This window comes from Kitasatospora griseola (assembly GCF_044999035.1).
Taxonomy (GTDB): domain Bacteria; phylum Actinomycetota; class Actinomycetes; order Streptomycetales; family Streptomycetaceae; genus Kitasatospora; species Kitasatospora griseola.
Genome location: NZ_CP173360.1, coordinates 539,439 through 565,881, shown reverse-complemented (window position 1 = coordinate 565,881; position 26,443 = coordinate 539,439). Strand labels below are relative to the sequence as shown.

Here is a 26,443-nt window from a genome sequence, read left to right as displayed (position 1 = left end):
GTCAGAATCCGTCCCGGCGGCCCAGGTCGGGGTTGGAGATGTCGATGCTGCGGCCGGTGCTCGCGTCCTTCGGCGTCAGGGTGACCGAGACCTTGTGGGTCCGGGTGTGCGCGAGCCCGGCCTCCGCGTCGGCGGACAGCACCCAGGCCTTGACGCGCCCCTTGGCGCGGGCGTCGCGCTTCAGCTCGACGGTGAAGTCGAGCGTCACCGGGCCGACTTCGAACTGGACGGCCTGGCCGCGGCCGCGCTCGGAGGCGTCCAGCAGCTCCAGGCGGATCGCCTCGATCGCGTCGGCCAGTTCGATGTCATGACGGTCCATCGCTCGTCCCCCACAGCTCGGATTCTCCCGAGGCCGAGCGTAGAGCGTCCGCCGGGCGGCGGTGGTGCGGTTGGGTCAATCCGAGCGGAGGTGCGCGGCGAGGTACGGCGCGGTCGGGCCGGTCGAGGTGGCGGCGACCACCGCCGGGGTGCCCGTGGCGAGGACGCGGCCGCCGTCGGCGCCACCGAACGGGCCGAGGTCGACGAGGTGGTCGGCGGTGGCGAGCAGCGGGAGGTGGTGCTCGGCGAGCAGCACGGTGGCGCCGGCGTCGACCAGGCGGTGCAGCTGCGCGGTGAGGACTTCGCTGTCGGCGGGGTGCAGACCGGTGGTGGGCTCGTCGAGCAGGTAGAGCGTGCGGTCGCGGCGGGCGTGGTGCAACTCCGCTGCCAGCTTGACGCGTTGGGCCTCGCCGCCGGAGAGTTCGGGCGCGGGCTGGCCGAGCCGCAGGTAGCCGAGGCCGACCTGCTGGAGGACCGTCAGGACGCGGGCCGCGGCCGGCACGTCGGCGAGGAACGGGGCCGCCGCGTCGACGGTCAGCGCGAGGACGTCGGCGATGGTGGCGCCCCGGTAGGCGATCTCCAGGGTCTGCGGGTTGTAGCGGCTGCCGTGGCAGTCCGGGCACGGGTTCCACGCGGTGGGCAGGAACAGCAGCTCCACCTCGATCGCGCCTGCGCCCTCGCAGGTCGGGCAGCGTCCCGACGCCACGTTGAATGAGAACCGCCCCGCGTCGTAGCCGCGCCGGCGGGCCTCGTCGGTGGCCGCGAACAGCTTGCGCACCACGTCCAGCAGGCCCGTGTACGTCGCCAGGTTGGAACGCGGAGTGCGGCCCAGCGGCGTCTGGTCGACCGTCACCACCCGGCCCACCGACGGATCGGCCGCCGCCGCGTCGGCCGCCGCGCCCAGCAGGGTCGACTTGCCCGCGCCCGAGACGCCCGTCACCGCCGTCAGCACGCCCAGCGGCACGTCCACGTCGACGTCGTGCAGGTTGTGCCGGGTGACGCCGCGAAGCCGCAGCACACCCGACGGGGTGCGGCCCCGGGACGGGGGAGCGGCCGGGGGAGCGAAGAGGAAGCGGCGGGTGGCGGACCCGGCGACGTCGCGCAGGCCGTCCACCGGCCCGCTGTACAGCACCCGGCCGCCACCGGCGCCCGCGCCCGGGCCGACGTCCACCAGCCAGTCCGCGCCGCGGACGACCGCCATGTCGTGCTCCACCACGAACACCGAGTTGCCCGCGGCGCGCAGCTCGGCGAGGACCTCGCGCAGCGCCTCGGTGTCCGCCGGGTGCAGGCCCGCCGACGGCTCGTCCAGCACGTACACCACGCCGAACAGGCCCGAGCGCAACTGGGTGGCCAGGCGCAGGCGCTGGAGTTCGCCGGTGGACAGGGTGGGGGCGGCGCGGTCCAGCGAGAGGTAGCCGAGGCCGAGACGCCGCAGGGCGGCCAGGCGGTCCGCCAGGTCGGCGGTGAGCAGGCCGGTCGGGCCCTCCTGGGCGGTGAACGGGTGCAGCAGGGCGGCGAGGCGGTCGGCCGGGAGAGCGGCCAGCTCGGTGATCGGCAGGCCCGCGAACGTCACCTCCAGCGCCTCCGGACGCAGCCGGTGGCCGTGGCACACCGGGCACGGCGACTGCTCCAGGAACGCCGCCGCCTTGGCCCGGGTCGCCTCGCTGCGGGACTCGGAGAACGCTTTCAGCACCAGCCGGCGCGCACTGCTGTACTTGCCCCGGTACGGCCGCTGGACCCGGCCCGGCTCGCGCTCCGGATGGACCGTCACCACCGGCTGCTCCTCGGTGAACAGGATCCACTCGCGCTCCTGCGCGGGCAGCTCCCGCCACGGCCGGTCCAGGTCGTGCCCGAGCGCGCCCAGGATGTCCCGCAGGTTCTTGCCCTGCCACGCACCCGGCCAGGACGCGACCGCGCCCTCCCGGATGCTCAACGACGGATCGGGGACGAGCGAGCGCTCCGTCACCCGGTGCAGCACGCCCTGCCCGTGGCACTCCGGGCAGGCGCCGGCCGGGGTGTTCGGCGAGAAGGCGTCCGAATCCAGGCGCGCCGCGCCCGCCGGGTAGTCGCCGCACCGCGACAGCAGCATCCGCAGCAGGTTCGACATGGTGGAGATGGTGCCCACCGAGGAGCGGGAGGACGGCACCGAACGGCGCTGCTCCAGCGCGACCGCCGGCGGCATCCCCGTCACCGAGTCCACCAGTGGCGCCTCCACCTGCCGCAACAGCCGGCGGGCGTACGGCGAGACCGACTCCAGGTACCGGTGCTGCGCCTCGGCGAACAGCGTCCCGAAGGCCAGCGAGGACTTCCCCGACCCCGACACTCCGGTGAACGCCACCACCGCCCCGCGCGGCACCGCCACCGCCACGTCCCGCAGGTTGTGCACCCGCGCCCCGCGCACCCGCACCATGCCGTCGTCGTCGATCTCCGTGCCGTTCACCGTGCCACGCTACCCCGCGAGCGCGGCCAGGCCGGTGAGGTTGCCGAGCGCCGCGGCGAACCGGGCCTCGGTGTCGCGGGCGGTGCGGCCGTGGAAGAACAGCGCCAGCAGGCCGGTGAAGCGCTCGCGCTGGACCACCCGGACCCGGCCGTCGCCGAGGTCGGTGATCAGGTACGAGTGCACGTTGTCGAGCAGCCCGGGCACCAGGAGGCGGCCGGCCCGGGAGAGTTCACGCCCGGGGTCGACCACGGTGAGCACCGGGTGGAACGTCAGCTCCCGACCGGACGCCGTGCGCACCACCTCGGTCTGGCGGGCGCCGACGGCGAGTTCGCCCTCGACCCGGACCACCACCGGGTGCCACTGCGGGTAGCGGGCGTGGTCGGTGATCAGCTGCCAGACGCCCTCCGGGCTGCCCGGGAACTCGGCTTCGGCACTGACCTCGCAGGTGAACGGGCTCATGACGGTCTCCCCCTGGCGATTGCTTGTCGGGTGGTTCAGCGGTGGCGTGCCAAGGTGGTGTCCACCAGGGCGCGCGCGAAGCGGTCGTCGATCGGGTCGCCGCTGATCAGCACCCGGTAGTAGAGCGGGCCGACCAGCTGGTCGATGATCAGCGCCGGGTCGGCGTCGGCCGCCAACTCGCCGCGGGCGACGGCCCGGTCGATCAGCTCGGCGGCCGCGGTGCGGCGCTGCGTCCACAAGGGGCGCAGTGCGTCGCCGAGTTCGGGGTGGCGGGTGCCGGCGGCGATCAACTCGGCCACCAGGGCCCGGGTGGCGGGCAGTCGCAGGCCGGCCGCGATCGCGGTGAGCGTTCCCGTCAGATCGGCCCGGACGTCGCCGGTCTCCCGGATCGGCGCGGTCTCGAACATGGTGGCGAAGGCGGCGACCACCAGATGGTCCTTGCTGGGCCAACGCCGGTACACGGTGGTCCGGGCGACCTCGGCCCGGGTAGCAGCTTCGTCCAGCGCGAACCCCGTGTAGCCGCGCTCGCGCAGCAGCACCCGGGCCGCCTCCAGCACCTTGGCGTCGACGGCGGTGTCCCGCGGCCTGGCCATGTCCCCACCTCCGAGTTCCGCTACGCGTGTTTCGTAACGAGCAGGAGGCTAGCGGGGCGGCGGCCATTACGCAACACACGTATCGGAACCGGGCTTCAGGGTGGGGGCGGCCGGTCAGCGGGCCTGCTGCCAGGGCCAGCCGACCAGGGTGGCGTGCATCAGGGTCGCGGCGGGTGACAGGCGGGCGGACTCGGACCAGTGGAGGGTGAGGGTGCGGCGGCAGGCGGCGGCATTGACGGGGAGGACGGCGAGGGGGAGGCGGGCGGCGGTCCGGCGGCCGACGGCGGGGATCAGGCCGACGCCGAGGCCGGAGCCGATCAGGTCGGCGATGGCGGCGAGTTCGTCGCTCTCGCAGATGATCCGGGGCGGGTGGCCGAGGGTGGTGAAGAGGTGGTCGAGGAGGCGGCGGTTCCAGTGGCCGGGGCGGGCGGTGATGAAGGGGAGCGGGGCGAGGTCGGCGAGGTCGACGCAGTCGCGGTCGGCCAGCGGGTGGTCCCGGGCGACGGCCAACTGCACCGGCTCGTCGAGGAGTTGGGCGCTGTGCAGGCCCTCGGTGCGGATCGGTTGGGAGGCGACGCAGAGATCGACCTCGTGCGCGCGGAGCTGACGTGCCATCAGATCGGCCGGGAGCTGCCGCAGTTCGATCTCGGCGGCCGGGTGGGCGCGCTTGTAAGCGGCGAGCGGCGCGGTGAAGGTCAGGAAGGTCTCGGACGCCAGCCGGACCGAGCCGAAGCCGTTGCCCGCCGCCTCCGCGACGGCCCGGCGGCCGGCCTCCAGCTCGCCGAGGCAGCGTTCCGCGTAGCCGCGGAAGAGCCGGCCCGCCTCGTTCAGGCGCAGCCGCCCGCCGCGATCGAAGAGCGGGGTGCCGAGCTCGTCCTCCAGGCGGGCGATGGTGCGACTCAACGAGGGTTGCGCGACCCGGAGTTCCTCGGCGGCCCGGCTCAGGTGCTCCAGCCGTGCCACCACCAGGAACTGGGTCAGTGCGTGCAGATCCATGGCCGCCCCCGCGCTGCTCGTCCGGCCATGCCCGGAGCGGCATAACCCCATAGCAATATTGATCTTAGACGTGATAGCCGCCGGGTCATAACGTCGAGAGGGAGGCAAGTTCCGCCCGCACTACCAGAATTGAGGGAGTTCCCGCCATGGCTGTGTCAGCCGTCCCCGAACGTACCGGCCGAAGCGGCCCCGCCGGGCAGGTGCTGCGCGTGCTGGCGGCCGTGCACACGGTGGCCGTCTACGGGCAGCCGGTGTTCGCCGGCGTCTACCTCAGCGGCTCCTACGACGGCCTCGGGTGGCACCTGGCCGGGGCCAACGCCGTCACCGGCCTCGGCTACCTGCAGCTGATCGCCGCGATGGTGCTCTGGTTCCGCAGCCGGATCAGCTGGCCGCTGACCGGCACCGCGGTGGTGGTGATCGCCGAGACCGTCCAGTACTTCGCCGGACTCGACGGCACGCTCTGGCTGCACCTCCCGCTCGGCGTGGCCACCATCGTCGCGCTCACCGTCCTCACCATCGGCCTGCTGCGCACCCCGCTGCCCGGCCGTGGATCGGAGGCGGACGGTGAGTGAGCGCCGACTTCTCGTCAGCAGGCGGCAGGTGCTCGCGCTCGGCGGCGCGTTCGGACTGCTGACGGCCGGCAGTCTGGCCTCGGCCGGAGCGCTCGCCCATCGGCCCGCCGGCACGGGCAGGCTGCTGCGCAGCGCGATCGAGCTGCCGCCGGCGTTCCAGGCACCGCTGCCGCGACCGCAGGTGCTGGCGCCGGTCTCCACCGTCGGGGGCGTCGACCGGTACGAGATCACCCAGCGGGAGACGGTCGCCGAGATCCTGCCCGGCGTGCGCACCCCGGTGTGGACGTACGGCGGCAGCTTCCCCGGCCCGACCGTCGAGGCCCGGCGCGGGCGGCCCACCGTGGTGACGCACCGCAACGAACTGCCCGTCCCCACCGTGGTCCACCTGCACGGTGGGCGCACCCCCGCCGAGTCGGACGGCTACCCCACCGACCTGGTGCTGCCCGCGAGTTGGTCCGAGCACGGCGGCGGCCACCGCGGCCATGGCGGCGGTGGGATGGCGGACCCGCGCGCCGTGCAGAGCCGCGTCGTGCGCGAGTACACCTTCCCGAACGAGCAGCGCGCCACCATGCTCTGGTACCACGACCACCGGATGGACTACACCGCCCCCGCGATCTGGCGCGGCCTGGCCGGGCTGCACATCATCCGGGACGACAGTGAGCAGGCGCTCGAACTCCCGGACGGTGATCGGGAGTTGCCGCTCGTGATCACCGACCGGGCGTTCGCCTCCGACGGGAGCCTGACCTATCCGTCACTGCCGGACCGGCCCGGCGTCCAGGAGCCCTACACGGCCGGGGTGCTGGGCGACGTGATCCTGGTCAACGGCGCGCCGTGGCCGGTGCACGAGGTGGCGGCGGTGCGGCACCGGCTGCGGGTGCTCAACGGGTCCAACGCCCGCCACTACGAACTGGAGGCGGTCGACCAGGACGGGCGGGCGCTGGAGTTGGTGCAGATCGGCGCCGACCAGGGCCTGCTGGCCGCGCCCGTGACCCATCGCCGCCTGCCGCTCGCGCCGGCCGAACGGTACGACCTGCTGGTCGACTTCGGGTCGGTGCCGGTCGGCGGGACGGTCCGGCTGCTGAACCGGCTGGGCGGCGGGCGGACCCGGGAGGTGATGGCGTTCCGGATGGTGCGGGCGCAGCGGGAGGACACCCGGGTGCCGCGCACCCTGGCCACCGACCTGCCGCTTTGGCGGCGCGAAGAGGCCGTCCGGACACGGGAGTTCGCGTTCCGGGCCGGACGGATGGGCGAGGGCCACGGCTGGCTGATCGGCGGGCGCCCGTTCGACCCGGCGCGGGCGGACGTCGGCGTCCGGCTCGGCGACCTGGAGGTGTGGCGGCTGATCGCGGACGTCCACCACCCCGTCCACCTGCACCTGGTGGGCTTCCGGATCCTGAGCCGGGGCGGCCGCGCGCCGCTGCCGCACGACGCGGGGCTGAAGGACACCGTCTCGCTGCGGCCGGGCGAGGCGGCCGAGATCATCACCCGCTTCGACGGCTACCGGGGCCGGTACCTGTTCCACTGCCACAACGCGGAGCACGAGGACATGGGGATGATGGCGAACCTGGAGGTGCGGTGAGGCGTCCCCGGGGCGAGGCGTCCGAGGACGCCGAGGCACCGGACGAGTCGTGCCGCCGCGACCTGTCGCGCCGTCGGAGCGGGCCCGGTCAGCGGGCGTCGAGGGCGACGGGGGAGGAGGCGCCGGCGGCCAGCAGGTGGGGCCGGCCGGTGCCGTCGGCGGGGACGGACCACAGGTCGGCGGCGTGGCCGTGTCCTGCGGGCAGGGCGTACCCGAGCGTCCCGGCGTCCAGCCAGGCGGCCTGGTCGTCCATGGCACGGGTCTCGGCGACGGGGTGTTCGCGCAGGTCGGCGAGGTCGAGGACGTAGAGGCGCCAGGGGTCGGCCGGGCCGACGGAGACGCGTTTCATGAAGGCGACCCGGGTGCCGTCGGGGGAGAGCGACGGGCAGTCGACGTCCTCCCGCAGGGTGTGCGCCGACCAGGACCGGAGGTCGCCCTCGACCAGGTGGGTGCGGCCGCCGGTGGAGACGGTGGCGTAGAACCGGTTGTCGTCGGCGGCGAAGCTGACGCTCCAGTAGGCGACGTCGGCGGAGTGCGGGCGGGCGCCGTCGACGGTCAGCGGGATGGTCTCGATCGCCCGGACCGTGTACCCGGTGCGCAGGTCGACGATCGAGGTGCGGGTGGAGAGGCCGGCCGTGGCGTAGGAGCTGCCGGCCGCGAGGGTCGTCCAGGACAGCACCTGCCCGGACGGGGAGACCCGGGCCCGGCTCGGCAGGCCGGGCAGGGCGAAGCTCTGGAGCCGGTGGAAGTGCCGGTCGTAGACCACTGCCTCGGTGGAGGCGGGTCGGCCGGGCCTGGCGCGCAGGCACAGCGCCCGGTCGCCCGCCGCGTAGAAGCGTTCGCAGGACGGGCCGCCGACCGTCGCGGGCCCGCCGTCGGCGTGCGGGCGGTGGGCGATCCGGCCGGAGGCAGCGTCCCGGTAGTACAGGCCGGGCTCGTCCAGGGTGAAGGTGGCGTCGGCCGGGACCACCCGGTGCGAGCCGTCGCGGTGGCAGGTGTGCAGGGCGAACCCGAGCGCGGCGCCGAGCAGCGTGACCAGGACCACCACCAGCACCACCAGGCGGGCCGCCGCCGGCGGATGCTCCGTCGAATCCCGTTCGCAGTCCTCCCGCCAGTCGGCCTCCTGTGCGGTACTGGGCGCGGTCTCGGTCGTCATGAGGGATTCCCTTCGAGCAGGATGGCTCCACGAGATTAGTTGAAAGGAAAGTTTCCTACTGGTAAGTCACGAGTAGTTCGCCACCCCGAACTTCCGTGCGGGAAAGGGATGATGACGCCGCGGCGGATTGTCGGAAAGTGTGGGTAACGGCGTTACCCATGGGATACGGTGTTACCCGTGAACACGCCCTACCAGGACGCGCAACGTCTCGGCCAGAGCGCCGTGCGGACCGCGATCCTCGACCACGCCATCGACCTCCTGGTCTCCGAGGGACCCGCCGCACTGACGATGCGTCGGATCGCCACCGGCATCGGCGCCTCGACCAAAGTCCTGTACACCATGTTCGGTGGGAAGGAGGGCCTGGCCGACGCGCTCTACCGTGAGGGGTTCGCCCGACTGCGCCGCGCCCAGCAGCAAGTGCCCCAGGCGGCCGACCCGTTGACCGCACTGAACGACCTCGGCGCCGCGTACCGGGCGCACGCCCTCGCCGAACCCGCCTACTACCGGGTGATGTTCGAGCAGGCCGTTCCCGGCTACCGGCCCGGACCGGAGGCGCTGGCGGCCGCCGACCACGCCTTCGACGCCTCGGTGGCGGCCGTCCGGGCCTGCATCGACGCGGGCGTGTTCGCGCCCGGCGACGCCCACGAGATCTCCAAGCTGCTCTGGGCGGCGGCCCACGGTGCGGTGAGCCTGGAACTCGCCGGCCACTTCCCGCCGGAGAGCGCCGCCCACCGCTTCGACGCCCTGATGGCGGCGGTCGGACAGGCGTTCCTCGCCGACCCGGACCGAGCCGCACACGCACCGGAACGAGGACAAGGACGCCCGGAATGACGACGACCAACCGCTACCTGACGGGCAGCTTCGCCCCGGTCGCCGAAGAGGTCACCGCCTACGACCTGCCCGTCACCGGCCGCATCCCGGCCCACCTGAACGGCCGCTACCTGCGTAACGGCCCCAACGCGCTGGGCATCGAGGACCCCGCCGCGCACATCTGGACCCTCGGCCCCGGCATGGTGCACGGCGTCCGGATCCGCGACGGCCGCGCCGAGTGGTACCGCAACCGCTGGGTGCGGTCGGGCGCCGTCGCCGACCACCTCGGCGAGCCGCGCCGCGGCACCCCCGTCGACCCGCGGCTGGACTTCGCCCCGAACGTCCAGGTCGCCGGCCTGGCCGGCCGCACCTTCGCGCTGATCGAGGGCGGCATCCGCCCCTACGAACTCGGCTACGAACTCGACACCCTGGGCCCCTGCGACCTCGGCGCCACCCCCGAGGGCTACAGCGCCAACGCGCACTCCGTCCTCGACCCGCACACCCGGGAACTGCACTCGCTCGCGTTCCGGTACGGCTCCGACCACGTCCAGCACATCGTGCTGGACCAGTACGGCGCCGTCCGGCGCACCACGCTGATCCACACCCCCGGCAACCCGTACATGCACGACTTCGCGCTGACCGAGCACCACGTCGTGCTGTTCGACGCCCCCGTCGTGTTCAGCCCCGCCCACCTGCCCACGGGTGTCCCGTTCAGCTGGGACGACACCCACCAGGCGCGGGTCGGCGTCATGCCGCGCAGCGGCGGGCCGGTGCGCTGGTTCGAGGTCGCCCCCTGCCTGGTCGGCCACACCCTCAACGCCTACGAGGACGGCGCCGAACTGGTCGTCGACGTGGTCCGCCACCCCGAGGGCTTCGCCATCCGCGACTTCGGCCGCAGCCGCCCCACCCTGGACCGCTGGCGGATCGACCTGGCCGCCGGGAAGATCCGCGAGGAGCAGCTGGACGACCGCACCCAGGAGTTCCCGCGCGTCGACCCCCGCCGGGTCGGCCGCCCGCACCGCTACGGGTACGCCGCCGCGGCCGAGCTGTACGCCGCACCCACCGGCCCCGACGACCCGCGCCCGAACGAGGGCTTCAGCAGCGCGCTGCTCAAGCACGACCTGCTGCGCGGCACCGTCGAGGCCCACGAGTTCGGCCGGTTCGGGGCGGTCGGCGAGGGCGTTTTCGTCCCCGCCGAATCGCCCGCCGCCGAGGACGACGGCTACCTGATGGCGTACGCCCACAGCCCCGAACGCGGCGCGGCCGACCTGGTGATCCTCGCCGCGCAGGACTTCACCGGCGAACCCGTCGCCCGCATCCACCTGCCCGTCCGGGTCCCGCTCGGCCTGCACGGCAACTGGGTGCCCGACGTACCGTCAGCGCGCTGACGGGGCACCGGCCTTCGGAACCCTCGTACCCGCCGGCGTGCCCGCGCCCGCGTGCGCATGGGCGGGCGGGGGAACGTGCCGGGTCGGCGCGGGCAGCGTGGCGTGGCGCCGGCGCTCGCGGTGCAGCTCGACGTGGACGGCGACCTTGGCGCGCAGCGCCCACGGGTCGACCGGCTTCGGGATGAAGTCGACCGCGCCCGCCGCGTAGCCGCGCATCGAATGGTCCGGGTCGGTGCCGATCGCGGTGACGAAGATGATCGGGATGTCGCGGGTACGGGCCCGGCGCTTGATGTGCGCGGCGGTCTCGTAGCCGTCCATCCCCGGCATCTGCACATCCAGCAGGATCACCGCGAAGTCGTCCGGCTCCAGCAGCGCCCGCAGCGCGTCCGGGCCGGACTCGGCCCGCACCAGCCGGTGCCCGTGCAGCCCGAGGACGGCCTCCAGCACCATCAGGTTGTCCGGCCGGTCGTCCACCAGCAGCACCTTCGGCGGCAGGCCCTCCTCCAGCGGGCGCACGGCCGGTGCCCGGACGTCCGCGAGGCCCTGCTGCTGTTCCACCAGGGCGAGTTGACGCTCGAACAGGTCGCAGCGGGTCTCCGCGCACGCCGCCCGGTCCCGGGCCCGGGCCAGCTCCTCCGCCAGCCGGTCCACCTCGCGGGCCAGCGCGTCGCGCTCCGCGAGCAGCGTGCTGCGGTCCGGGGGAGCGGTGGCGTCCGACGGCGCGGGCGGCCCGTCGCAGCCCGGCGGCCCGTCGCAGCCCGACGGCTCGGCGCGGCCCGGCGGTGGGACGCGGTCCGCGGGCGTCGGCGGTGCGGGCAGCAGCGGGCGGGACTCCAGGCGGACCAGCCGGGCGTCCAGGTCGGCGATGGTCTGCCGGGTGTCGTCCAGCGCCTGGTCGAGCTGCTCCTCGCGCGCGCCCGCCCGGCGGGCCTCCCGGTCGGCCGCCTGCAGCTGGCCCTCCAACTGCTGGACCGCCCGGCCGATCGACGCCGCCGTGCGCAGCGCCGCCTGGTGCCGGCGGCGCAGCCGGTCCAGCGCCGACGGGTCGAGCCTGGTCCCGCAGTCCTCGTCGAGGTGGTGCAGCAGCTCCTCGACGAACTGCCAGGGCGCGATCCGCGACCCGGACAGGTACCGGGACAGCGTGCCCGGATTGAGGTAGCAGCGGGTCGCGTACCGGCGCACCGAGATTCCGAGCTCCAGGAAGAGCTCCCGCAGTGTCTCGGCGAACTCCCGGCACTCCCTGTTCAGTTCACGGTCCAGCGGCTGCAGCCCGCCGTCCCGGACAGGCCCTGCCATCACGCTCCGCACCCCCGTCGGCCGTTCATCGGTCCGCCGGGTCGCCATGTACGCCGCACCCGAATCCTCCACCCGTACCCGCCGGACATCACCGTCCGGTCGCGCCAACCCCGGCCGCCGCTGCGCCGGGGTGGACAGCAGCATGCCGGATCGCGAGGGTGTTGCGCGCCCCGCAACGCGCAGACGCGCCGGACGGCCGCTCAACCGCAACGGCTTTGGCGTTCACACGATCTGACGTTCCCTCAGTTGAGTGAAAGAGGAGCCGTTCGGGAACGTCCGGCCGGTTCAGGTGCTGGGGCCGGCGGGAGGGGGGTCTTGGCGGATGGCTGAGAGGTAGTTGAACATATAACCACATGAGTCGCGTGCCGTCGCGCCCGTCCGACAAGGAGACCGCCATGCCCGTTCCCGGTCAGAAGAGCCTCACCGCCGCCGTCGCCACCGGGGCCGCCCTGCTGCTGGGCGCGGCGCTCGCCCAGCCCGCCGCCGCCGTCGACCTGCCGCACTCGGCCGTCGCCTACTTCGCCGCGGACGCCGACCTGACGGGCGCCCGGTTCACCGTCGACACCGGCGCGGGCTGCCACAACCTGCCCGCCGCGGCGAAGTCCGCCGTCAACTTCACCACGGCGAACGTCACGGTGTACTTCAACGCCGACTGCCGCACCGGAGCGCCCGGCCGGACCGGCGACCTCGCCTACGGGCTGGGCAGCCTGCACTGGGCCAACCTCCCCTACCAGGCGCTCAGTTACCGCGTCGCCGGCTGATCCTGCCGGGCACGGGAAGCCGGGCCGGGTTCCCGTGCGGGTGGCAGCGCGTCAGTCGCGGAGGAAGCCCTCCAGGGACGCCGCGAGGGCGACCGGGGTCTCGTACATCGGGTAGTGGCCGCTGCCGCCCAGCTCCTCCAGTTCGGCGTTGGGGTAGTGGGTGAGGAAGGTGCCGCGCATCACGTCCGCGGTGAGGGCCAGGTCGTGCTCGCCGACGATCACCTTGACCGGCACCGGGTTGCCGGTGATCCGGCTCTCCAGGTCGGCCGTCGCCCAGTCGCGGACGTAGCCGCCGAAGGCCTCGGGGGCGGACAGCCGCAGCGACTGGTCGACCATGCGGTCCAGCCAGACCCGGCCGGCCCGCTGCCCGGTGACCAGGTCGAGGATCGCCAGGCGCTTGCCCCGGTCCTCGGCGGCGCCGTAGAACAGCGCCTCGCCCGCCTCGTCCAGCGGGTACGCCCCCGCCGGCACCGGGGCCAGGCCGACCAGCTTCCGCACCCGCGACGGCGCCTCGGCGAGCACCTGCTGGGCCGCCTTCCCGCCCATCGAGTGGCCGACCAGGGAGAACCGGTCCCAGCCGAGCTGGTCGGCCAGGGCGAGCGCGTCGGCGGCGATCTCGGCGAGCGTGTACGCGCCGGGAACGTCCTTGCGCCGCCCGTAGCCGCGGTAGTCGAGGAAGGCGTAGCTGAACGCGTCCCCGTCGAGGTAGTCGAGGAACGGGCCCCAGCCGGCGCTGGTGCCGAACCAGTCGTGGAGGACCAGGACGTGGTGGTCGCCGGCGCCGATCGAGAGGTGAGGAATCGTCATGCCCTCGGTCGTTCCCCGTGAACCGCCCGCCCGAACGGGCAGTTCACGACGGGTCGCCCACTCGGTCTCGGCGCGGCGGACAGCCGCTGCCGCCGGTCTGGGTGCGGCGGACAGCCGCTGCCGCGCTAGACGTTGACCGCCTTCCAGGCCGCGGCGACCGCGTTGTACTCAGGGGCGCCGTACAGGTCGAGCGCCGCCCTGAGCGTCGCGGAGCGGGCGTTCGCGTAGGTGGTGGTGGAGGTGAAGTAGACCGTCAGCGCGCGGTACCAGATCGCGGCGGCCTTGTCGCGGCCGATGCCGACGAGCGTCGAGCCGTCCGCCGTCGGGCTGTTGTAGCTCACGCCGTTGACCACCTTCGCGCCGCTGCCCTCGGACAGCAGGTAGAAGAAGTGGTTGGCGACGCCCGAGGAGTAGTGCGGGTCGAGGCCGCCGATGCCCGGGTACCAGAAGTCCTTCGAGTAACCGTCCCTGGACGGCCGGTCCATATAACGCACCGGGGTGCCGTTGCCCGCGAGGTCGAGCTTCTCGGCGATCAGGTAGTCCGGCGGGTCGGCCGGCAGGCCGGCGTACCACTCGATCATGGTCCCGAAGATGTCCGAGGTGGCCTCGTCGAGACCGCCCGCCTCGCCGGAGTACACCAGCCCGGCGGTGGCGGAGGTGACGCCGTGGGCCATCTCGTGGCCGGCCACGTCCAACTCGGTCATCGGCTTGCTGCCGCTCAGGCCGTCGCCGTAGCTGATGCAGAAGCAGGTGTCGTCCCAGAACAGGTCCATGAGGTTGCTGCCGTAGTGGACCCGGCTGGTGATGCCGACGCCGTTGCCCCTGAGGCCGACCCGGCCGAAGGTGTTCTTGAAGTAGTCCCAGGTCGCGGCCGCGTCGAACTGGGCGTCCACGGCGGCCGACTGGCGGTTGGACGGGAGGCCGTTGCCCCAGATGTTGGTGGTGCTGGTGAACAGCGCGTTCTTGTTGCCCGCGTCGACGGTGGACTGGTTGCCCCGGGTGGCGTCCTTCAGCTGGTAGGTCGCCCCGGTCTGCGTGGTGGTCAGGGTGACGGCGCCGACCTGGACGCCGGTGCCGGTGCCCGTCGCGGTCCGGATGCCGTCGTCACCGGCCAGCACCGCGCCGGTGGCCGCGTCCGTGATCAGCCGCCGGCTGCTGGGCACTCCGTCGGTGCGCACGCCCTCCACCACCGTCCGGTAGGCCAGCCGCGGGCTGCCGCCGCCGGCCCAGACCACCAGCTGCGCCGCGCCGGCCGCACCGACCTGCGCGAGCGCCGCCCCCTCCCCGTCGGCCGTCCCCAGCGTGCCCCGGACGGCGTCCGCCGCCCCCGTGGCGGCCTGGTCGGCGGAGAGCTTCGGGGCGAGGCTCGGCAGCGACAACCGCCCCGCGAAGGCCCGGTCGACGGAGGTGATCGAACCGTCGGCCCGCTGGTGCACGACCAGGTCGCCGCCGACGACGGGCAGGCCCGCGAAGGTCCGCTCGTAGCGCAGATGACGGTCGCCGTCGGCGTCCACCACCGCGTCCTTGACGATCAGGCGTTCCTGGCCGCCCAGCGCCAGTGCCCCGGCGATCGGGGCGGCCTGGGCCCCGGCCAGCGAGAGCAGGGCGTCGCGCTGCTGCCCCACCGACGGCACACCCGCCTGCGCGGGGGCGGCGCCCACCTGGACGACGCCCGCCAGCAGGGCGGCGGCGGAGAGTACGGCTCCGGCTGTCAGCTTTCGCTTCACGTGCGGGGTCCCTTCCACGAAACCGCAGGTGCGCGGTCGCGCCGCGCACCGGGGCGCCGGGCTTGGCGCCGTGGGGCGGTACGGGCGCTGACGTGCTGCTCCCGTGCGAACCTCGACGGCCCGTCAGGGTGCGTGGGGGACGGCGCCGCCGAACGGGACGGGAGTTGGCCAGTAGCATGACAATGCGTAGGGTGAAGTGACAGGTTCCCTCCGCATATTGGCCAACTCCCGCCACCGGACCGGGGGAGGTCGCCCGCCTGCCGGTCATGTCCCGCTATCGCCCCGTTCGCCGCGCTGGCGGGATCCCGCCAGCGGCCGTCCCCTTGCCGCCTCCCTCGCCGCCTGCTAGTGCTGCTGCGCCATCGGAGTTCTGAACTCGCCTACTGGTACCGGGCGTTGTCGTTCACGTCGCCGCTCGCGGCCGCCGATCCGGGGCCGGCCGCCTCCTTCATGGTCTGCTTGATCCACTTCGCGTACGCGGGCGCGCTGGTGTACAGGCCCGGCCCGCCCGAGCACGGGACGCCCGGGGCGCCGGGGCCCGAGGTGACGCCGACCAGCTCCCAACGACCGTTGCGGGCCTTCTGGAGCTGCGGGCCGCCGGAGTCGCCGTTGCAGGCCATGGCGTTGGCCTTCCGGCTGATCGTGCAGAGCCGGTTCGAGTTCGCCCAGCCCGGGGCGCACTCGGAGACTGCGCCGATCCGGGTGCTCAGCTCCCGGAGCTGCTCCAAGAAGGCGAACTGGCCGTCCACGGTGCTGCCGAAGCCCAGCAGGCGGGTCGCAGTGCCCGGCCGCCCCGCCTCGCCCGCGATCCCGACGGGCTGCTGGGCGACCGGCCGGTCGAGCCGGATCAACGCGAGATCGTCCTTGTTGGGCCCCGCCCCCTCGCCGTTCAGATAACCCGGGTGCACGAACGTCCGGTCGATCCGCCGGACGGTCCCGCCCGACGTCCGGTGGTCACTGCCGATCCGCACCGTGCCGTCCAGCTCGATGGCCCCGCCCGTCACGCAGTGCGCCGCCGTCAGCACCCACTGACGGTCGATCAGCGAGCCGCCGCAGCTGCCGTCGAGCAGGCCGTAGTCCGGCGCCGCCATCGGGATCACCGCCATGAACGGGTAACTCTCGGTCGCGGCACCGCCGTTGACGATGGCCCCGGCGCTCCCGGCCAGGACGGTGGTGCAGGTGAGCGCAGCGAGAGTGCCGGCGGTGCCCAGACGGGCCGCGCGGCGACGGGACGGCTTCAGGTTGAACACGGAGAGTACCTTCCGTTCGGGAATGCGTCTGGGTTCAGCCTGCTTTGTCCATGATCCACTGCGCGATGGTGACAGCAGGTGTTCCCACAGTGGGGCCACCGGCCGGTGACCGGTGGGGCTGTCCCCCCGCCGGAGTCGGCGGCCGGTGGCCTACGCTGTTGTCCGCCCCGTGGACCGAGGAGTCGCTGTGGCGGACATGTATGCCGTGCTGATCTGTGACAACGTGCCCAACGCCGTGGTGCTGACCCACTCCGGGCCGCATGCGATCGAGGTCGTGAAAGTGCTGCGCCGATGGACCGGGCTGGCCCTGTGGGACAGCAGACTGCTCCTGGACCGCCTCCCGGTGACCATCCTCGAAGACGTCACGCAGGAGACGGCCGAAGCCGCGGTCCGCGAACTCCTCGAAGCCGGAGCCGAGGCCGAAGTGCGACCGTAGACGCCCGACTGCTCCGGGTGGACCGGCAGATCCATCCGTGCCGCAGGGCGGAGCACGTACCGTGCGGAGGGGAGACCGCTGTCCTCGGAGGGCCCACTGGACAGTTCATGCTCGATTCGTCGACTCCGGAGATCCGACCATGACATGGCTTCGCTCACTGCCCCCGCAGGCGGTCTGGCACGACACCGGCACACGGGTCTTCCCCTACGCGGCCCGGCTCGACGGGCACTGGTGGGTCCTGCGGCTCAACGACTTTCCCGAGCATCCGCTCCTCACCCTGTTCGTCGACGCGGAGGTCGTCGGCGACCTGGAGGACAGCCAAGCCGTCCGGCGATCGGCACCCCGTGGGCCGCTTCCTGCGCTCACCGCGCCGGAACGCGCCGAGGTACTCCGCCTGATGGCCGGCCTCGGCCCCTACGGCGCCGAGGCCGGCGCCCCGTGCGCGGGCGACTGGTGCACCTGCAGCATCCTCACCGACGAGTATGTGGCCCGGCACCGTACCCCCTCGTGAACGGCCGCGGCCCGGTCCTCCTCGGTCCGCTGGACTTCCAGTCCGCCGGCTCGTGCGCGGAGGCATCGCTGTTGTCGGGGAAGCCGGCGGCCACCCGACCGGTGCGCAGCTTCCCCTCGAACTCCTCGGCGGTGACCAGGCCCTGGCCACACCCGGGTGCTGAACCCGGCGGTCAGGCTCCGGTGTCGGTCCAGGCACGACCGAGGGCCGACACCTCGCTGTCGGTCAGGGGCAGGTCGGCCGAGGCGAGGTTGGTTGTCAGGTGGTCGACGCTGGTGGTGCCCGGGATCGGGACGACGGCGGGGGAGAGGTGGAGGAGCCGGGCCAGGGCGAGTTGGGCCGGGGTGGTGCGGTGGGTCGCGGCGGTGGTCGCGAGGGGGCCGTCGTGCCGGGCGAGTCGTCCGACGCCGAGGGGGAAGAACGGGATGAACCCGATGCCGGCCTCGGTGCAGTGGTCGAGCGTGTCCCGGTAGCGCTGGCGGGTGAGGTTGAAGATGTTCTGCACGGCGGCGATGTCGGTGACGGCCCGCGCTCGTTCGATCTCCTCGACGTCGACCTCGGACAGCCCGATGTGGCGGATCTTGCCTTCGGTGCGCAGTTCGGCGAGGGCGCCGACCTGGTCCTCCAGCGGGACGAGCGGGTCGATGCGGTGCAGGTGGTAGAGGTCGAGGCAGTCGAGCCGGAGCCGACGCAGGCTCATCTCGACGCACTGGCGCAGGTATTCGGGACGGCCGACGGCGTGCCACCGGTCGGGGCCCTGTCGGGTCAGGCCGCCTTTGGCGGAGATCACCAGGTCGGACGGATAGGGGTGGAGGGCCTCGGCGACGAGTTCCTCGCCGATGTGCGGGCCGTACGCGTCGGCGGTGTCGATGAGCCGCACCCCGAGGTCCACGGCCCGGCGCAGGACGGCGACGGCCGCGTCGCGGTCAGCGGGCGGGCCCCGGATGCCGGGGCCGGTCATGCGCATGGCGCCGAGTCCGAGGCGGGGGACGGTCAGTTCGCCGCCGAAGGTGAAGGTGTCCACGGGCAGACCGGCTCCTGGGTGAGGGAGTGGTGCGGTGGCGGCCGACTCCAACGCCGGCCCGTCGCGTTCTCGACCGGTTTTCCGCTGCGCCGGGCGTCAGACGTCGCGCCGTCGGACCAGGAGTGCCGCCGTGCCGAGGAGGACGGCCAGGTGGAGGGCGCAGGCGGGGAGGGCGGTGGCGGACGGGGCGTGGTTGGCGGTGGTGACGGTGCTGGTCATGGATTCGAAGGCGGTCTGGAGGGTCCACCGGGCGGCCCGGTCGCTGATCGTGCCGAGCAGGGGCGGGAGGACGAAGAACAGGCCGAAGAGGAGGGCGACGGCGCCGGCCGGGCGGCGGACGATGAAGCCGAGGGCGAGGCCGGTCAGGGCGAGGACGGCGAAGAAGAGGCCGGTCTGCAGGACGGCACGGAGCACGCCGGGGGCGCCGAGGGGGACGTCGAGGTGGTGGGCGGCCAGTTGGGCCTGGCCGAGGAAGTAGGTGGTGAAGGAGAGGAGTTGGCCGCAGGCGAGGGCGAGGAGGCCGGTGGTGAGGACCTTGGCGGTGAAGACCTGGCGGCGGCGCGGGGTGGCGGTGAAGGTGGTGCGGATCAGGCCGGTGCCGTACTCGGCGGAGGCGGCGAGGACGCCCAGGGTGCCGACGGCCAGGACGGCGAGGTAGAAGCCTCCGCTGAAGCCGTAGCGGACCGGATCGAAGGTCGCGCGCCGCTCGGGCGTCCAGGAGTCCCAGGCGTCGGCGGCGGACGCCGCGTCGAGGGTGCCGACCAGGACAGCGGTCGCGGCGGCGAGCAGCAGCGTGAGGTAGGTGGAGCGGACGGTGCGGAGCTTGATCCACTCGGAGGCGAGGGCTCCGCGGGTGGTGAGGGCGGTCACGGGGTGCGGGTCCGGTCTGTCGTGGCGGTGCCGAACTCGACCGCGGTGCCGGTGATCTCCATGAAGGCCTCCTCCAACGAGGCGGTACGGTGGGCGAGTTCGTGGACGCCGATCCCGGCGCCCGCGGCGAGCTCGCCGATCGTGCGCGGGTCGAGGCCGGTGACCGCCAGCGCGCCCCCGTCCTCGCGGCGGACCGAGGCGCCGCCCTCGGTCAGCACGCGGGCCAGGCGTTCGGGCGCGGAGCAGCGGACCAGCACGTCGGTGCGGGCGGCGGCCGCGAGGAAGTCGGCCGTCGGGGTGTCGGTGATCAGCCGGCCGCGGCCGATCACGATCAGGTGGTCGGCGGTGAGCGCCATCTCGCTCATCAGGTGCGAGGAGACCAGCACGGTGCGCCCCTCGGCCGCCAGGTCGCGCATCAGGGTGCGGATCCAGTGGATGCCCTCGGGGTCCAGGCCGTTGACCGGCTCGTCGAGCAGCAGCACCTCGGGGTCGCCGAGCAGCGCGGCGGCGATGCCCAGGCGCTGCTTCATGCCCAGCGAGAAGCTGCCGACCCTCCGGCGCGCGGCGGACGCCAGCCCGGTCGCGTCCAGTACCTCGGTCACCCGTCGGGCCGGGAGCCGGTTGCTCGCCGCGACGGCCGCGAGGTGGCTGCGGGCGCTGCGCCCGGGGTGGGCGGCGTCGGCGTCCAGCAACGCGCCGACCCGCCGCAGCGGATCGGGCAGCTCCCGGTACGGCCGGCCCAGCACCAACGCCCGCCCTGCGCTGGGCCGTTCGAGGCCCAGGATCATGCGCAGGGTGGTGGACTTGCCGGCGCCGTTGGGCCCGAGGAAGCCGGTGACCCGGCCGGGTGCGACGGTGAAGGTCAGACCGTCCACCGCCGTCCTCGGTCCGTACCGGCGGCTGAGATCGCGGATCTCGATCAAGGGAACGCTCCAGGGTGTCGACTGCTGCGGTGCGACCCAGCGTGCCCGCGGTCCGCAGCCGTCGTCGTCGGGCCGCGGCCGGAGCGGTCGGCGGCCGCCTACGACCGCGCTCATAGACCGCGGGACGGATGACCGGCGCCGGGCGGCGTCACTACGCTGGGCCGATGAATCAGGAACCGCGCCCGCCGCTGACCGGGCGGCTGCGCACCGCGCACTGGATCGCGCTGGACGCCGCGCTCGCGCTGGTGCTCGGCGCGGTAACCTGGCAGCGGGTGCTGAACTACGCGGCGGACTACCGTCCGCACGGGCGCGAGCTGCCCGAGCCGGCGACCTGGCAGGTGGCCGTGGTGCTGGTCTGCGTGGTGGCGCTCGGCGCGGCACTCGCCGTGCGGCGGGTGCGGACGCCGCTCGCCGTGGGGCTGGTGCTGGCGGCCTGGGCGGCGATCGTCGCCGCGGCCGGCGAGCTGATGATCGCCAACATCGTCGGGCTGCAGGTCGTCCTGACCGGGGCCGCGGTCGTGTTCCTGGCGGCCGCGACCCGGTCGATCCGCGACGGCCTGGCCGCGCTCTGCCTGGCGCTCGTCGCAACCCAGTTGACCTGGTTCGGCTCCTACGAGCTGTGGCACAACTGGCTGGTCGCCGCACTGGCCCACCTCACCGCCTGGGCGCTCGGCGCCGCCGTCGGACGCCACCGTGCCCACGACGCGGCCCTGCGCCGCCACCAGGCCGACGCCGTCCGGGCCGAACTGACGGCCGAACGGATCCGGCTGGCCCGGGAACTGCACGACGTGATCGCGCATTCGATGAGCGTGGTCAACGTCCAGGCCGGATATGGCCAGTTCGTCATCGACCGCGACCCGCAGGGCGCCAAGACCGCCCTGGCCGCGATCCGGAGCACCAGCCGGGACGCGCTGCGGGAGATGCGCGGACTGCTGGGCGTCCTGCGCGACGGCGGCCCGCCCGACACCGCCTCGCTGCTCCCCGCACCGACCCTGGCGGACCTGGACCGCCTGGTCGCCGGTGCCGCGGACGCCGGCGTCCGGGTCGACCTGACGATCACCGGCGCGCGCCGCGAGCTGTCGCCGGCCCTGGAACTGACGGCGTACCGGATCGTCCAGGAGGCACTGACCAACGTGGTGAAGCACGCGGCCACCGACACGGCGCGGGTGCGCATCGAGTACCGGCCGGACGCGCTGCTGCTGGAGGTCGGCGACCGGGGCCGGGGCGCGCAGCCCGCCGAGGTCGAGGCGGCCGACGGGCACGGCCTCGCCGGAATGCGCGAACGGGTCGGCCTGTACGGGGGCACTCTGGAGGCCGGGCCGCGGACCCCGCGAGGGTTCCGGGTACGGGCGCTGCTCCCGACCGGGGGCGAGCGGTGACGATCAGGGTGCTGGTCGCCGACGACCAGGCGCTGGTGCGCGCCGGGTTCCGCGGGATCGTCGACGCGGCGGACGGCTTCACGGTGGTCGGCGAGGCCGCGACCGGCGCCGAGGCCGTCGAACTGGCCCGCCGGACGGCGCCCGACGTGGTGCTGATGGACATCCGGATGCCCGGGACGGACGGGCTGGCGGCGACCCGACTGATCGCCGCGCCCCGGGCGTCGAACTCGCCCGCAGGCGAGGTGAAGGTGCTGATTCTCACCACGTACGACATCGACGACTACGTGTACACGGCGCTGCGGGCCGGAGCGAGCGGGTTCCTGCTGAAGGACACCCCGCCCGAGGAACTGCTGGCCGCGATCCGGGTGGTCGCCGCCGGGGACGCGCTGCTGGCACCCAGTATCACCCGCCGCCTGATCCGCGAGTTCGCGGCCCGGCCTGCCACATCGATGTACGAAGACCCGGACACCGCAGCGCAGTTGGCGGCGATCACCGAGCGCGAGCGGGAAGTGCTGACGCTGATCGGCCAGGGGCTGACCAACAGCGAGATCGCCGAGCGCCTGTTCATCACCACCGGGACCGTCAAGACCCATGTCGGCCACCTGCTGGCCAAGTTGGCGGCCCGAGACCGGGTGCACCTGGTGATCCTGGCGCACCGCGCCGGGCTGGTCGGCTGACGTCGCGGCGGTCTCCCGCCACGGGTACATGCCCGCGGTCGTAGCCGCGCTCCGGACATCTGACCGCGGGCCGACGCGTCGGCGTCCGCAGCTCGGGCACGGTGGAACCTCCGCCACCACAACTTCCTTGGAGCTGAACGAACATGACGATGCATCATCGACGAAGCCTGCTGGCCGTGCTCGCCTTCGGCGTCCTGGCCGCCACCGTCCCCGACGCCGCGACTGCCGCGACCTCGACCGCCGCGACCTCGACCGCCTCGACCGCCGCGACCGCCTCGACCGCCGTGACCGTCACCGCCGAGGCCGGGCCGCTGCGCCTGACCCTGCCCGCACCCACCGGGCGGCACCTCGTCGGCACCACCACGATGCACCTGGTCGACGAGACTCGTTCCGACCCCTGGGCGCCGACGCCCCGGTCCCGCGAGTTGAAGATCCAGCTCTGGTATCCCGCGACCAGCACCGCCGGTCACCCGGCAGCCCCCTGGATGAGCCCCGCCGAGCAGGCGCACCTGGAGTCCGACTACTTCGGCATCCCGACCGGCCGGCTCGCCTGGCCGGTCACCCACGGCCATGAAGACGCGCCCGCCGACCTCGCCGCCCGCCACCCGGTGATCCTGTACTCGCACGGGTCGCGCGGGGACCGCTCGTTCGACACCGCGCTGGTCGAGGAACTGGCAAGCCACGGCTACATCGTGGCCACCATCGACCACACCTTCGACGCCGGCGAGGTCGAGTTCCCCGACGGCCGGGTCGAGGTCCGCAACACCGCAGCCGTGCACGCGATGAGCGACGCCGAGATCGTCGCCGTCCGCACCGCCGACACCCGCTTCGTCCTGGACCGGCTCACCGCGCTCGCGGCCGGCGCCGACCCCGACGCCGAACACCGGCCCGTGCCGCGCGGACTCGGCGCCGCCCTGGACCTCACCTCCGTCGGCATGTTCGGCCACTCCATGGGCGGCGCCACCACCCTTCAGGCCCTGCACGACGACGCGCGCATCCGGGCCGGCGCCACCCTCGACGGGCCGGTTTTCGGCACGGTGGCCGGCGACGGCCTGGCCAAGCCGCTGCTGCTGATGAGCTCCGGCTGGGACAGCCCCGCCCGTGATGCCATGTGGGACGCATTGTGGCCCGAACTCACCGGCTGGCGCAGGCAGTTGAACCTCAAGGACTCCGGCCACCTGTCCTACTCCGACCTCGAACTGCTCATCCCGCAGGGCGAACCCGTGATCGGCTGGTCCGCGGAGCAGCTCGACCACTTCCTCGGCACCGGCGACGGCCCGCACGCCGTCGCCGCCCAACGCGCCTACCTGCTCGGCTTCTTCGACCTCCAGCTGCGCCACCGTCGCACCGGCCTGTTCGACGGTCCGTCGCCGTGCTACCCGGAGATCGCCTTCACCCGCTGACCGCTGCTCGAACTCGGCGGCGGGGTACGGCAGGTGCGCGAGTCACTCGCCGTCGGCGGCGACGGATACCCGCTCCCGGTTCGCCCAGGTCCGCAGCCGCTCGGCGCAGACCTGCTTGACGAGGTGGGTGGGCGCGGCGCCGAACAGCACGCGCAGCGGCGGCTGTTCGCCGTCGACGACCTCCGGCAGCACGGTGGCGGCGGCGCTCGGCTCGACCAGGGTGACCTCGATGCCGAACGGGGCGACGGACGGTCTCCCGCGACTTCCCGCCGGCCGCCGCCCGCACCCTCCGCACCGCACCGCCCACCAGGGTCCCGGCCAACCGCCGCCATCAACGAGGCAGCGGCCCGCGAGGTCCCGGCATTGCCCCGAGCCGCTCCCCGTAGGACGGTGTCCACGGGAATGCCGCGTCGGTCGGGACGGCCTCCGGCGAGGCTCGGCACCGCAGTCGAGGGGATGGGTGATCGGCATGACCACTGCCAGGACCGAGCAGGTGTCGGACTTCTACTGCCAGGAGGCCTTGTCCGGGAACACTCCGATCACGGTGGTCGAGGAGACGGACGAAGTGCTTGCCTTCGAGCACACCCGGCCGTCGTACCCGGTGCACATCGTGGTGGTTCCCAAACTGCACACCCCGTCCCTGGAGGACCTCGGCGAGGGCGGAGAGGAACTGCTGATGAAGGTCATGCGGGTCGTCCGCTCGGTGGCGGCGAAGGTCCGGGGGGAGCACGGCGCCTGCTGCATCGTCACCAACCTGGGCGAGTACCAGGACAGCAAGCACCAGCACTGGCACGTGCTGTTCAGGGGCGAGCAGCCCGAGGGGCGGGTCTGAGCCGAAAGGGTTCCAGCGGCAGTGTCCGGGCAGCTCGGGCTGTTGGGCGGGAGGCGGCCCGTGCCCTGGATGGGGCGGTGGGCGTTGAGCAGGGTGGCAGGATCAGCGCGAGAAGGAGCACAACCACCTTGACTGCACTTCGGATTCGCAGGGCGGCCGTGGCCGCGGGGGCGGCGGCCCTGGCCATGATGACGGCGATGCCGCCCGCGGCGGCGGACGGGTCGGCGGGCCGGCGGGCGTTCACGGACCGGACGGACGGCGAGTTCCAGCGCGACTGCCTGGCCGCCGTCAACGCCTACCGCGCCAAGCACCAGGCGCCGCCGCTCACCGTCGACCCGGCGGTCGTGGACTACGCCAAGTCCCGGGCGCAGCAGGTCTCCCGGCCGAACAGCTTCAACCACGACGGCCTGGCGCGCGGGTACGGCGAGACGCTGAGCTGGAGCTCGACCGCGGGCGAGGGCACGTACACCCCGGACACCTGCCGGGACGCGGTGGACGCCTGGTACGAGGGCAGCGCGCACTACGACTACAACAAGCCCGGCTTCTCCCGCGAGACCGGCAGCTTCACCCAGCTGGTGTGGAAGTCCACCACGAAGCTGGGCTGCGCCCGGGTCGGCGGTCTCCGCGACGGAGGCCCGGACAGCGAGGGCTTCTTCTGGTCCGACACATACATCGTGTGCGATTTCACGCCGCGCGGGAACCTGACGACGGACCCGCAGAACCCGACCAAGGCGTACCGGGACAACGTCCTGCCACCCCGGCCGTAGGGCACGCCGGGGGGGCCGACCCCGGCGGACCAGCCGGCGCCGGCCGGCTCGTGGGTGACCTGCAGGTGCGAGCGGGCCGCCTCCAGGGAGATCACGTCCGCGTCCAACTCCTCGATGGCGCACAGGATGTCGCCGAATTCGGCGTCGCACCGCTCCTCCGCTGCAATGTCGCACCGGGCCGGGCCGGGCCGGGCCGGGAGTCGGCGGCTCGTCGTCGACGTGGTGCTCGGCGAGACCGGCGAACGCGTCCGGCCGGAGCTTCGCCACAGCGTGCTCCTGGCCGACAGAACCAGGGACGACCCCGAGGCGACGCTGCGACTCCCGACGGACCGGTTCCTCGAACTGAGCGCCGGGAGCACTGCTCGGGACAGGAAGGACGACACGGTCGAGGTCACGGGTGAGCCCGAGGTCCTCGCGAGCTTCCTGGTCTGCTTCGACCCGCCCCCGCCACGGGTGCGGCTCCACGCGCGCCGACGGGGGAAGGCGTCGCCGCTGCGAGAGGGCCCTGCCGCGTGACGGACGGCGTCGCGATCCGACGCCGCCCGTCACGGCGGCCGCTCGACGGCTCTATTCGGAGTCGGTGCGGCGCAGCAGGTAGCTGTCCATGATCCAGCCCTTGCGCTCGCGCGCCTGCTCGCGCAACTCGGCGATGCGGTCGGCCTGTTCGGCGAGCGGGCCGGCGGCCAGGATCTCGTCCTCGGTGCCCAGGTACGCGCCGTAGTGGATGTGCACGCCCGCCGGGTCGATCTTGGTGAACGCCGCCTGCCCGTCCAGCATCACCACCGCGTCCTCCGACCCCGGGCCGAAGCCCTCGGCGGCGAGGCGCCGGCCGGTGGTGATCCGCACGGGGCGGGCGGTGCGGGTGAGGGTGGTGCGGTGACGGGCCGCCAGCACCGAGATGCTGCTGATGCCGGGGACGACGGTGTACTCGAACTCGGTGCGCCCGCGAGCCAGGATCCGGTCCAGGACGGCGATCACACTGTCGTACAGCGCCGGGTCGCCCCAGACCAGCAGCGCGCCGGTCTGCTCGTCCGCCAACTCCTCGACCACCGCCTGCTCGACCAGGTCGGCCCGCCGCTCCCGCCACTCCTCGACGGCCTCCTTGTACGCCGCCGTGGCGCGGTCCCGCGCGGGGTCGATCAGTTCCACCACCCGGTGCCCGGGCCGCCCGTGCTCGGCGATCATCTGTCGCCGCAGCCGGATCAGGTCCTGGCGCTCCTCGGGCTTGTCCAGCAGCAGGAACGCATCCGTGCGGCCGATCGCCTTGACCGCCTCCAGAGTGAGGTGGTCGGGATCGCCCGCGCCGATGCCGATGACGAGAAGGGTACGCATGACGCCGATTCTGCCTGGTCGCCCGCGCGGACCCGCAGGTGGGCGGCACGCTGCGCGGACCGAGGCGCGGTCGGCCCGGTGGATCACGGCGGTGCAGGGGCGGGCGACGATCCCGCCAGGCTTCGCGATCACCGCTG

28 protein-coding genes and 1 pseudogene are annotated in these 26,443 nt (G+C 73.5%); 13 read left to right on the top strand and 16 right to left on the bottom strand.

The features are described 5' to 3' along the window. Position 1: 1 nt before the first annotated feature. The 5 genes from ACI1MP_RS02735 to ACI1MP_RS02715 form a co-directional block, all read right to left on the bottom strand. Complete coding sequence (locus ACI1MP_RS02735) at positions 2-319, bottom strand: trypco2 family protein (RefSeq protein ID WP_380331582.1); 318 nt, start codon at positions 317-319, stop codon at positions 2-4. 75 nt (positions 320-394) lie between these two features. Beyond that, a complete protein-coding gene (locus ACI1MP_RS02730; protein ID WP_404870759.1) occupies positions 395-2,728 on the bottom strand; it encodes an ATP-binding cassette domain-containing protein in 2,334 nt (777 codons plus the stop codon). 39 nt (positions 2,729-2,767) lie between these two features. Continuing rightward, positions 2,768-3,217, bottom strand: coding sequence for an SRPBCC family protein (locus tag ACI1MP_RS02725; RefSeq protein WP_380331579.1), 450 nt, complete (start codon positions 3,215-3,217; stop codon positions 2,768-2,770). A gap of 35 nt (positions 3,218-3,252) precedes the next feature. Then, entirely contained in the window at positions 3,253-3,810 is a 558-nt protein-coding gene (locus ACI1MP_RS02720) for a TetR/AcrR family transcriptional regulator (protein ID WP_404867606.1), read from the bottom strand. A gap of 114 nt (positions 3,811-3,924) precedes the next feature. Next, the gene (locus tag ACI1MP_RS02715; protein ID WP_404867605.1) at positions 3,925-4,806 is read right to left on the bottom strand and encodes a LysR family transcriptional regulator; all 882 of its coding nucleotides are present in this window, start codon (positions 4,804-4,806) and stop codon (positions 3,925-3,927) included. 146 nt (positions 4,807-4,952) lie between these two features. Between ACI1MP_RS02715 and ACI1MP_RS02710 the strand changes: the two genes are divergently transcribed. Continuing rightward, the gene (locus ACI1MP_RS02710) at positions 4,953-5,378 is read left to right on the top strand and encodes a hypothetical protein (RefSeq protein ID WP_404867604.1); all 426 of its coding nucleotides are present in this window, start codon (positions 4,953-4,955) and stop codon (positions 5,376-5,378) included. Further along, a complete protein-coding gene (locus ACI1MP_RS02705) occupies positions 5,371-6,957 on the top strand; it encodes a multicopper oxidase family protein (protein WP_404867603.1) in 1,587 nt (528 codons plus the stop codon). The genes ACI1MP_RS02710 and ACI1MP_RS02705 overlap by 8 nt, the downstream gene beginning before the upstream one ends. Before the next feature lie 88 nt (positions 6,958-7,045). Here the strand turns inward: ACI1MP_RS02705 and ACI1MP_RS02700 are convergent, their stop codons facing one another. Continuing rightward, a complete protein-coding gene (locus tag ACI1MP_RS02700) occupies positions 7,046-8,113 on the bottom strand; it encodes a hypothetical protein (protein ID WP_404867602.1) in 1,068 nt (355 codons plus the stop codon). Positions 8,114-8,290: 177 nt separating this feature from the next. On the opposite strand from ACI1MP_RS02700, the gene ACI1MP_RS02695 reads away from it, so the two are divergent. Together ACI1MP_RS02695 and ACI1MP_RS02690 are read left to right on the top strand one after the other, a co-directional pair. Beyond that, positions 8,291-8,944 (top strand): TetR/AcrR family transcriptional regulator, encoded by a 654-nt coding sequence (locus ACI1MP_RS02695; RefSeq protein ID WP_380331564.1) that lies wholly within the window; start codon positions 8,291-8,293, stop codon positions 8,942-8,944. Beyond that, positions 8,941-10,311: a carotenoid oxygenase family protein gene (locus ACI1MP_RS02690; protein WP_404867601.1), complete on the top strand. Its 1,371-nt coding sequence runs from the start codon at positions 8,941-8,943 to the stop codon at positions 10,309-10,311. The genes ACI1MP_RS02695 and ACI1MP_RS02690 overlap by 4 nt, the downstream gene beginning before the upstream one ends. Here the strand turns inward: ACI1MP_RS02690 and ACI1MP_RS02685 are convergent. Further along, entirely contained in the window at positions 10,300-11,607 is a 1,308-nt protein-coding gene (locus ACI1MP_RS02685) for a response regulator (RefSeq protein ID WP_404867600.1), read from the bottom strand. The two genes, ACI1MP_RS02690 and ACI1MP_RS02685, sit on opposite strands and share 12 nt — an antisense overlap. Positions 11,608-12,002: 395 nt before the next feature. Here ACI1MP_RS02685 and ACI1MP_RS02680 point away from each other — a divergent pair, with 395 nt between their 5' ends. Next, positions 12,003-12,368 carry a hypothetical protein gene (locus ACI1MP_RS02680; protein WP_404867599.1) on the top strand — a complete coding sequence of 122 codons (366 nt, stop codon included), beginning with the start codon at positions 12,003-12,005 and terminating at the stop codon, positions 12,366-12,368. 51 nt (positions 12,369-12,419) lie between these two features. Here ACI1MP_RS02680 and ACI1MP_RS02675 read toward each other — a convergent pair whose 3' ends face one another. The 3 genes from ACI1MP_RS02675 to ACI1MP_RS02665 form a co-directional block, all read right to left on the bottom strand. After that, positions 12,420-13,175: an alpha/beta fold hydrolase gene (locus ACI1MP_RS02675; RefSeq protein WP_404867598.1), complete on the bottom strand. Its 756-nt coding sequence runs from the start codon at positions 13,173-13,175 to the stop codon at positions 12,420-12,422. Positions 13,176-13,300: 125 nt separating this feature from the next. Further along, positions 13,301-14,902 (bottom strand): M4 family metallopeptidase, encoded by a 1,602-nt coding sequence (locus ACI1MP_RS02670; protein ID WP_380331549.1) that lies wholly within the window; start codon positions 14,900-14,902, stop codon positions 13,301-13,303. A 380-nt stretch (positions 14,903-15,282) separates the two neighbouring features. Next, positions 15,283-16,152 (bottom strand): S1 family peptidase, encoded by an 870-nt coding sequence (locus tag ACI1MP_RS02665; RefSeq protein ID WP_404867597.1) that lies wholly within the window; start codon positions 16,150-16,152, stop codon positions 15,283-15,285. Positions 16,153-16,348: 196 nt separating this feature from the next. Between ACI1MP_RS02665 and ACI1MP_RS02660 the strand changes: the two genes are divergently transcribed. Both ACI1MP_RS02660 and ACI1MP_RS02655 read left to right on the top strand, forming a co-directional pair. After that, complete coding sequence (locus tag ACI1MP_RS02660) at positions 16,349-16,588, top strand: ribosomal protein L7/L12 (protein WP_380331543.1); 240 nt, start codon at positions 16,349-16,351, stop codon at positions 16,586-16,588. Between the two features lie 139 nt (positions 16,589-16,727). Continuing rightward, on the top strand, positions 16,728-17,099 hold the full coding sequence (locus tag ACI1MP_RS02655; protein WP_404867596.1) for a hypothetical protein: 372 nt from the start codon (positions 16,728-16,730) through the stop codon (positions 17,097-17,099). A gap of 172 nt (positions 17,100-17,271) precedes the next feature. Here the strand turns inward: ACI1MP_RS02655 and ACI1MP_RS02650 are convergent, their stop codons facing one another. The 3 genes from ACI1MP_RS02650 to ACI1MP_RS02640 form a co-directional block, all read right to left on the bottom strand. Then, positions 17,272-18,123, bottom strand: a complete 852-nt coding sequence (locus ACI1MP_RS02650; RefSeq protein ID WP_404867595.1) for an aldo/keto reductase — start codon at positions 18,121-18,123, stop codon at positions 17,272-17,274. Positions 18,124-18,219: 96 nt separating this feature from the next. Continuing rightward, on the bottom strand, positions 18,220-18,993 hold the full coding sequence (locus tag ACI1MP_RS02645) for an ABC transporter permease (RefSeq protein ID WP_380331534.1): 774 nt from the start codon (positions 18,991-18,993) through the stop codon (positions 18,220-18,222). Beyond that, the gene (locus ACI1MP_RS02640) at positions 18,990-19,916 is read right to left on the bottom strand and encodes an ABC transporter ATP-binding protein (protein ID WP_380331531.1); all 927 of its coding nucleotides are present in this window, start codon (positions 19,914-19,916) and stop codon (positions 18,990-18,992) included. The genes ACI1MP_RS02645 and ACI1MP_RS02640 overlap by 4 nt, the downstream gene beginning before the upstream one ends. 164 nt (positions 19,917-20,080) lie before the next feature. Between ACI1MP_RS02640 and ACI1MP_RS02635 the strand changes: the two genes are divergently transcribed. The 3 genes from ACI1MP_RS02635 (at position 20,081) to ACI1MP_RS02625 (ending at position 23,375) form a co-directional block, all read left to right on the top strand. Then, a complete protein-coding gene (locus ACI1MP_RS02635) occupies positions 20,081-21,295 on the top strand; it encodes a sensor histidine kinase (protein WP_404867594.1) in 1,215 nt (404 codons plus the stop codon). Beyond that, positions 21,292-21,972, top strand: coding sequence for a response regulator (locus ACI1MP_RS02630; RefSeq protein ID WP_404867593.1), 681 nt, complete (start codon positions 21,292-21,294; stop codon positions 21,970-21,972). Before ACI1MP_RS02635 ends, ACI1MP_RS02630 begins: the two co-directional genes overlap by 4 nt. Positions 21,973-22,115: 143 nt before the next feature. After that, on the top strand, positions 22,116-23,375 hold the full coding sequence (locus tag ACI1MP_RS02625) for an alpha/beta hydrolase family protein (protein WP_404867592.1): 1,260 nt from the start codon (positions 22,116-22,118) through the stop codon (positions 23,373-23,375). A 42-nt stretch (positions 23,376-23,417) separates the two neighbouring features. Here ACI1MP_RS02625 and ACI1MP_RS02620 read toward each other — a convergent pair whose 3' ends face one another. Continuing rightward, the gene (locus tag ACI1MP_RS02620; RefSeq protein ID WP_404867591.1) at positions 23,418-23,675 is read right to left on the bottom strand and encodes a hypothetical protein; all 258 of its coding nucleotides are present in this window, start codon (positions 23,673-23,675) and stop codon (positions 23,418-23,420) included. 169 nt (positions 23,676-23,844) lie between these two features. Between ACI1MP_RS02620 and ACI1MP_RS02615 the strand changes: the two genes are divergently transcribed. Next, on the top strand, positions 23,845-24,207 hold the full coding sequence (locus ACI1MP_RS02615) for an HIT domain-containing protein (protein ID WP_404867590.1): 363 nt from the start codon (positions 23,845-23,847) through the stop codon (positions 24,205-24,207). Positions 24,208-24,335: 128 nt separating this feature from the next. Then, positions 24,336-24,974, top strand: a complete 639-nt coding sequence (locus ACI1MP_RS02610) for a CAP family protein (protein ID WP_404867589.1) — start codon at positions 24,336-24,338, stop codon at positions 24,972-24,974. A 71-nt stretch (positions 24,975-25,045) separates the two neighbouring features. Here ACI1MP_RS02610 and ACI1MP_RS02605 read toward each other — a convergent pair. Next, a pseudogene (locus tag ACI1MP_RS02605) lies at positions 25,046-25,243 on the bottom strand (hypothetical protein); the annotation flags it as partial. On the opposite strand from ACI1MP_RS02605, the gene ACI1MP_RS02600 reads away from it, so the two are divergent. Next, complete coding sequence (locus ACI1MP_RS02600; protein WP_404870758.1) at positions 25,194-25,490, top strand: alkyl sulfatase C-terminal domain-containing protein; 297 nt, start codon at positions 25,194-25,196, stop codon at positions 25,488-25,490. The pseudogene ACI1MP_RS02605 and the gene ACI1MP_RS02600 sit on opposite strands and share 50 nt — an antisense overlap. Before the next feature lie 51 nt (positions 25,491-25,541). Here ACI1MP_RS02600 and cobF read toward each other — a convergent pair whose 3' ends face one another. Further along, complete coding sequence (gene cobF, locus ACI1MP_RS02595) at positions 25,542-26,306, bottom strand: precorrin-6A synthase (deacetylating) (RefSeq protein ID WP_404867588.1); 765 nt, start codon at positions 26,304-26,306, stop codon at positions 25,542-25,544. Positions 26,307-26,443: the final 137 nt, after the last annotated feature.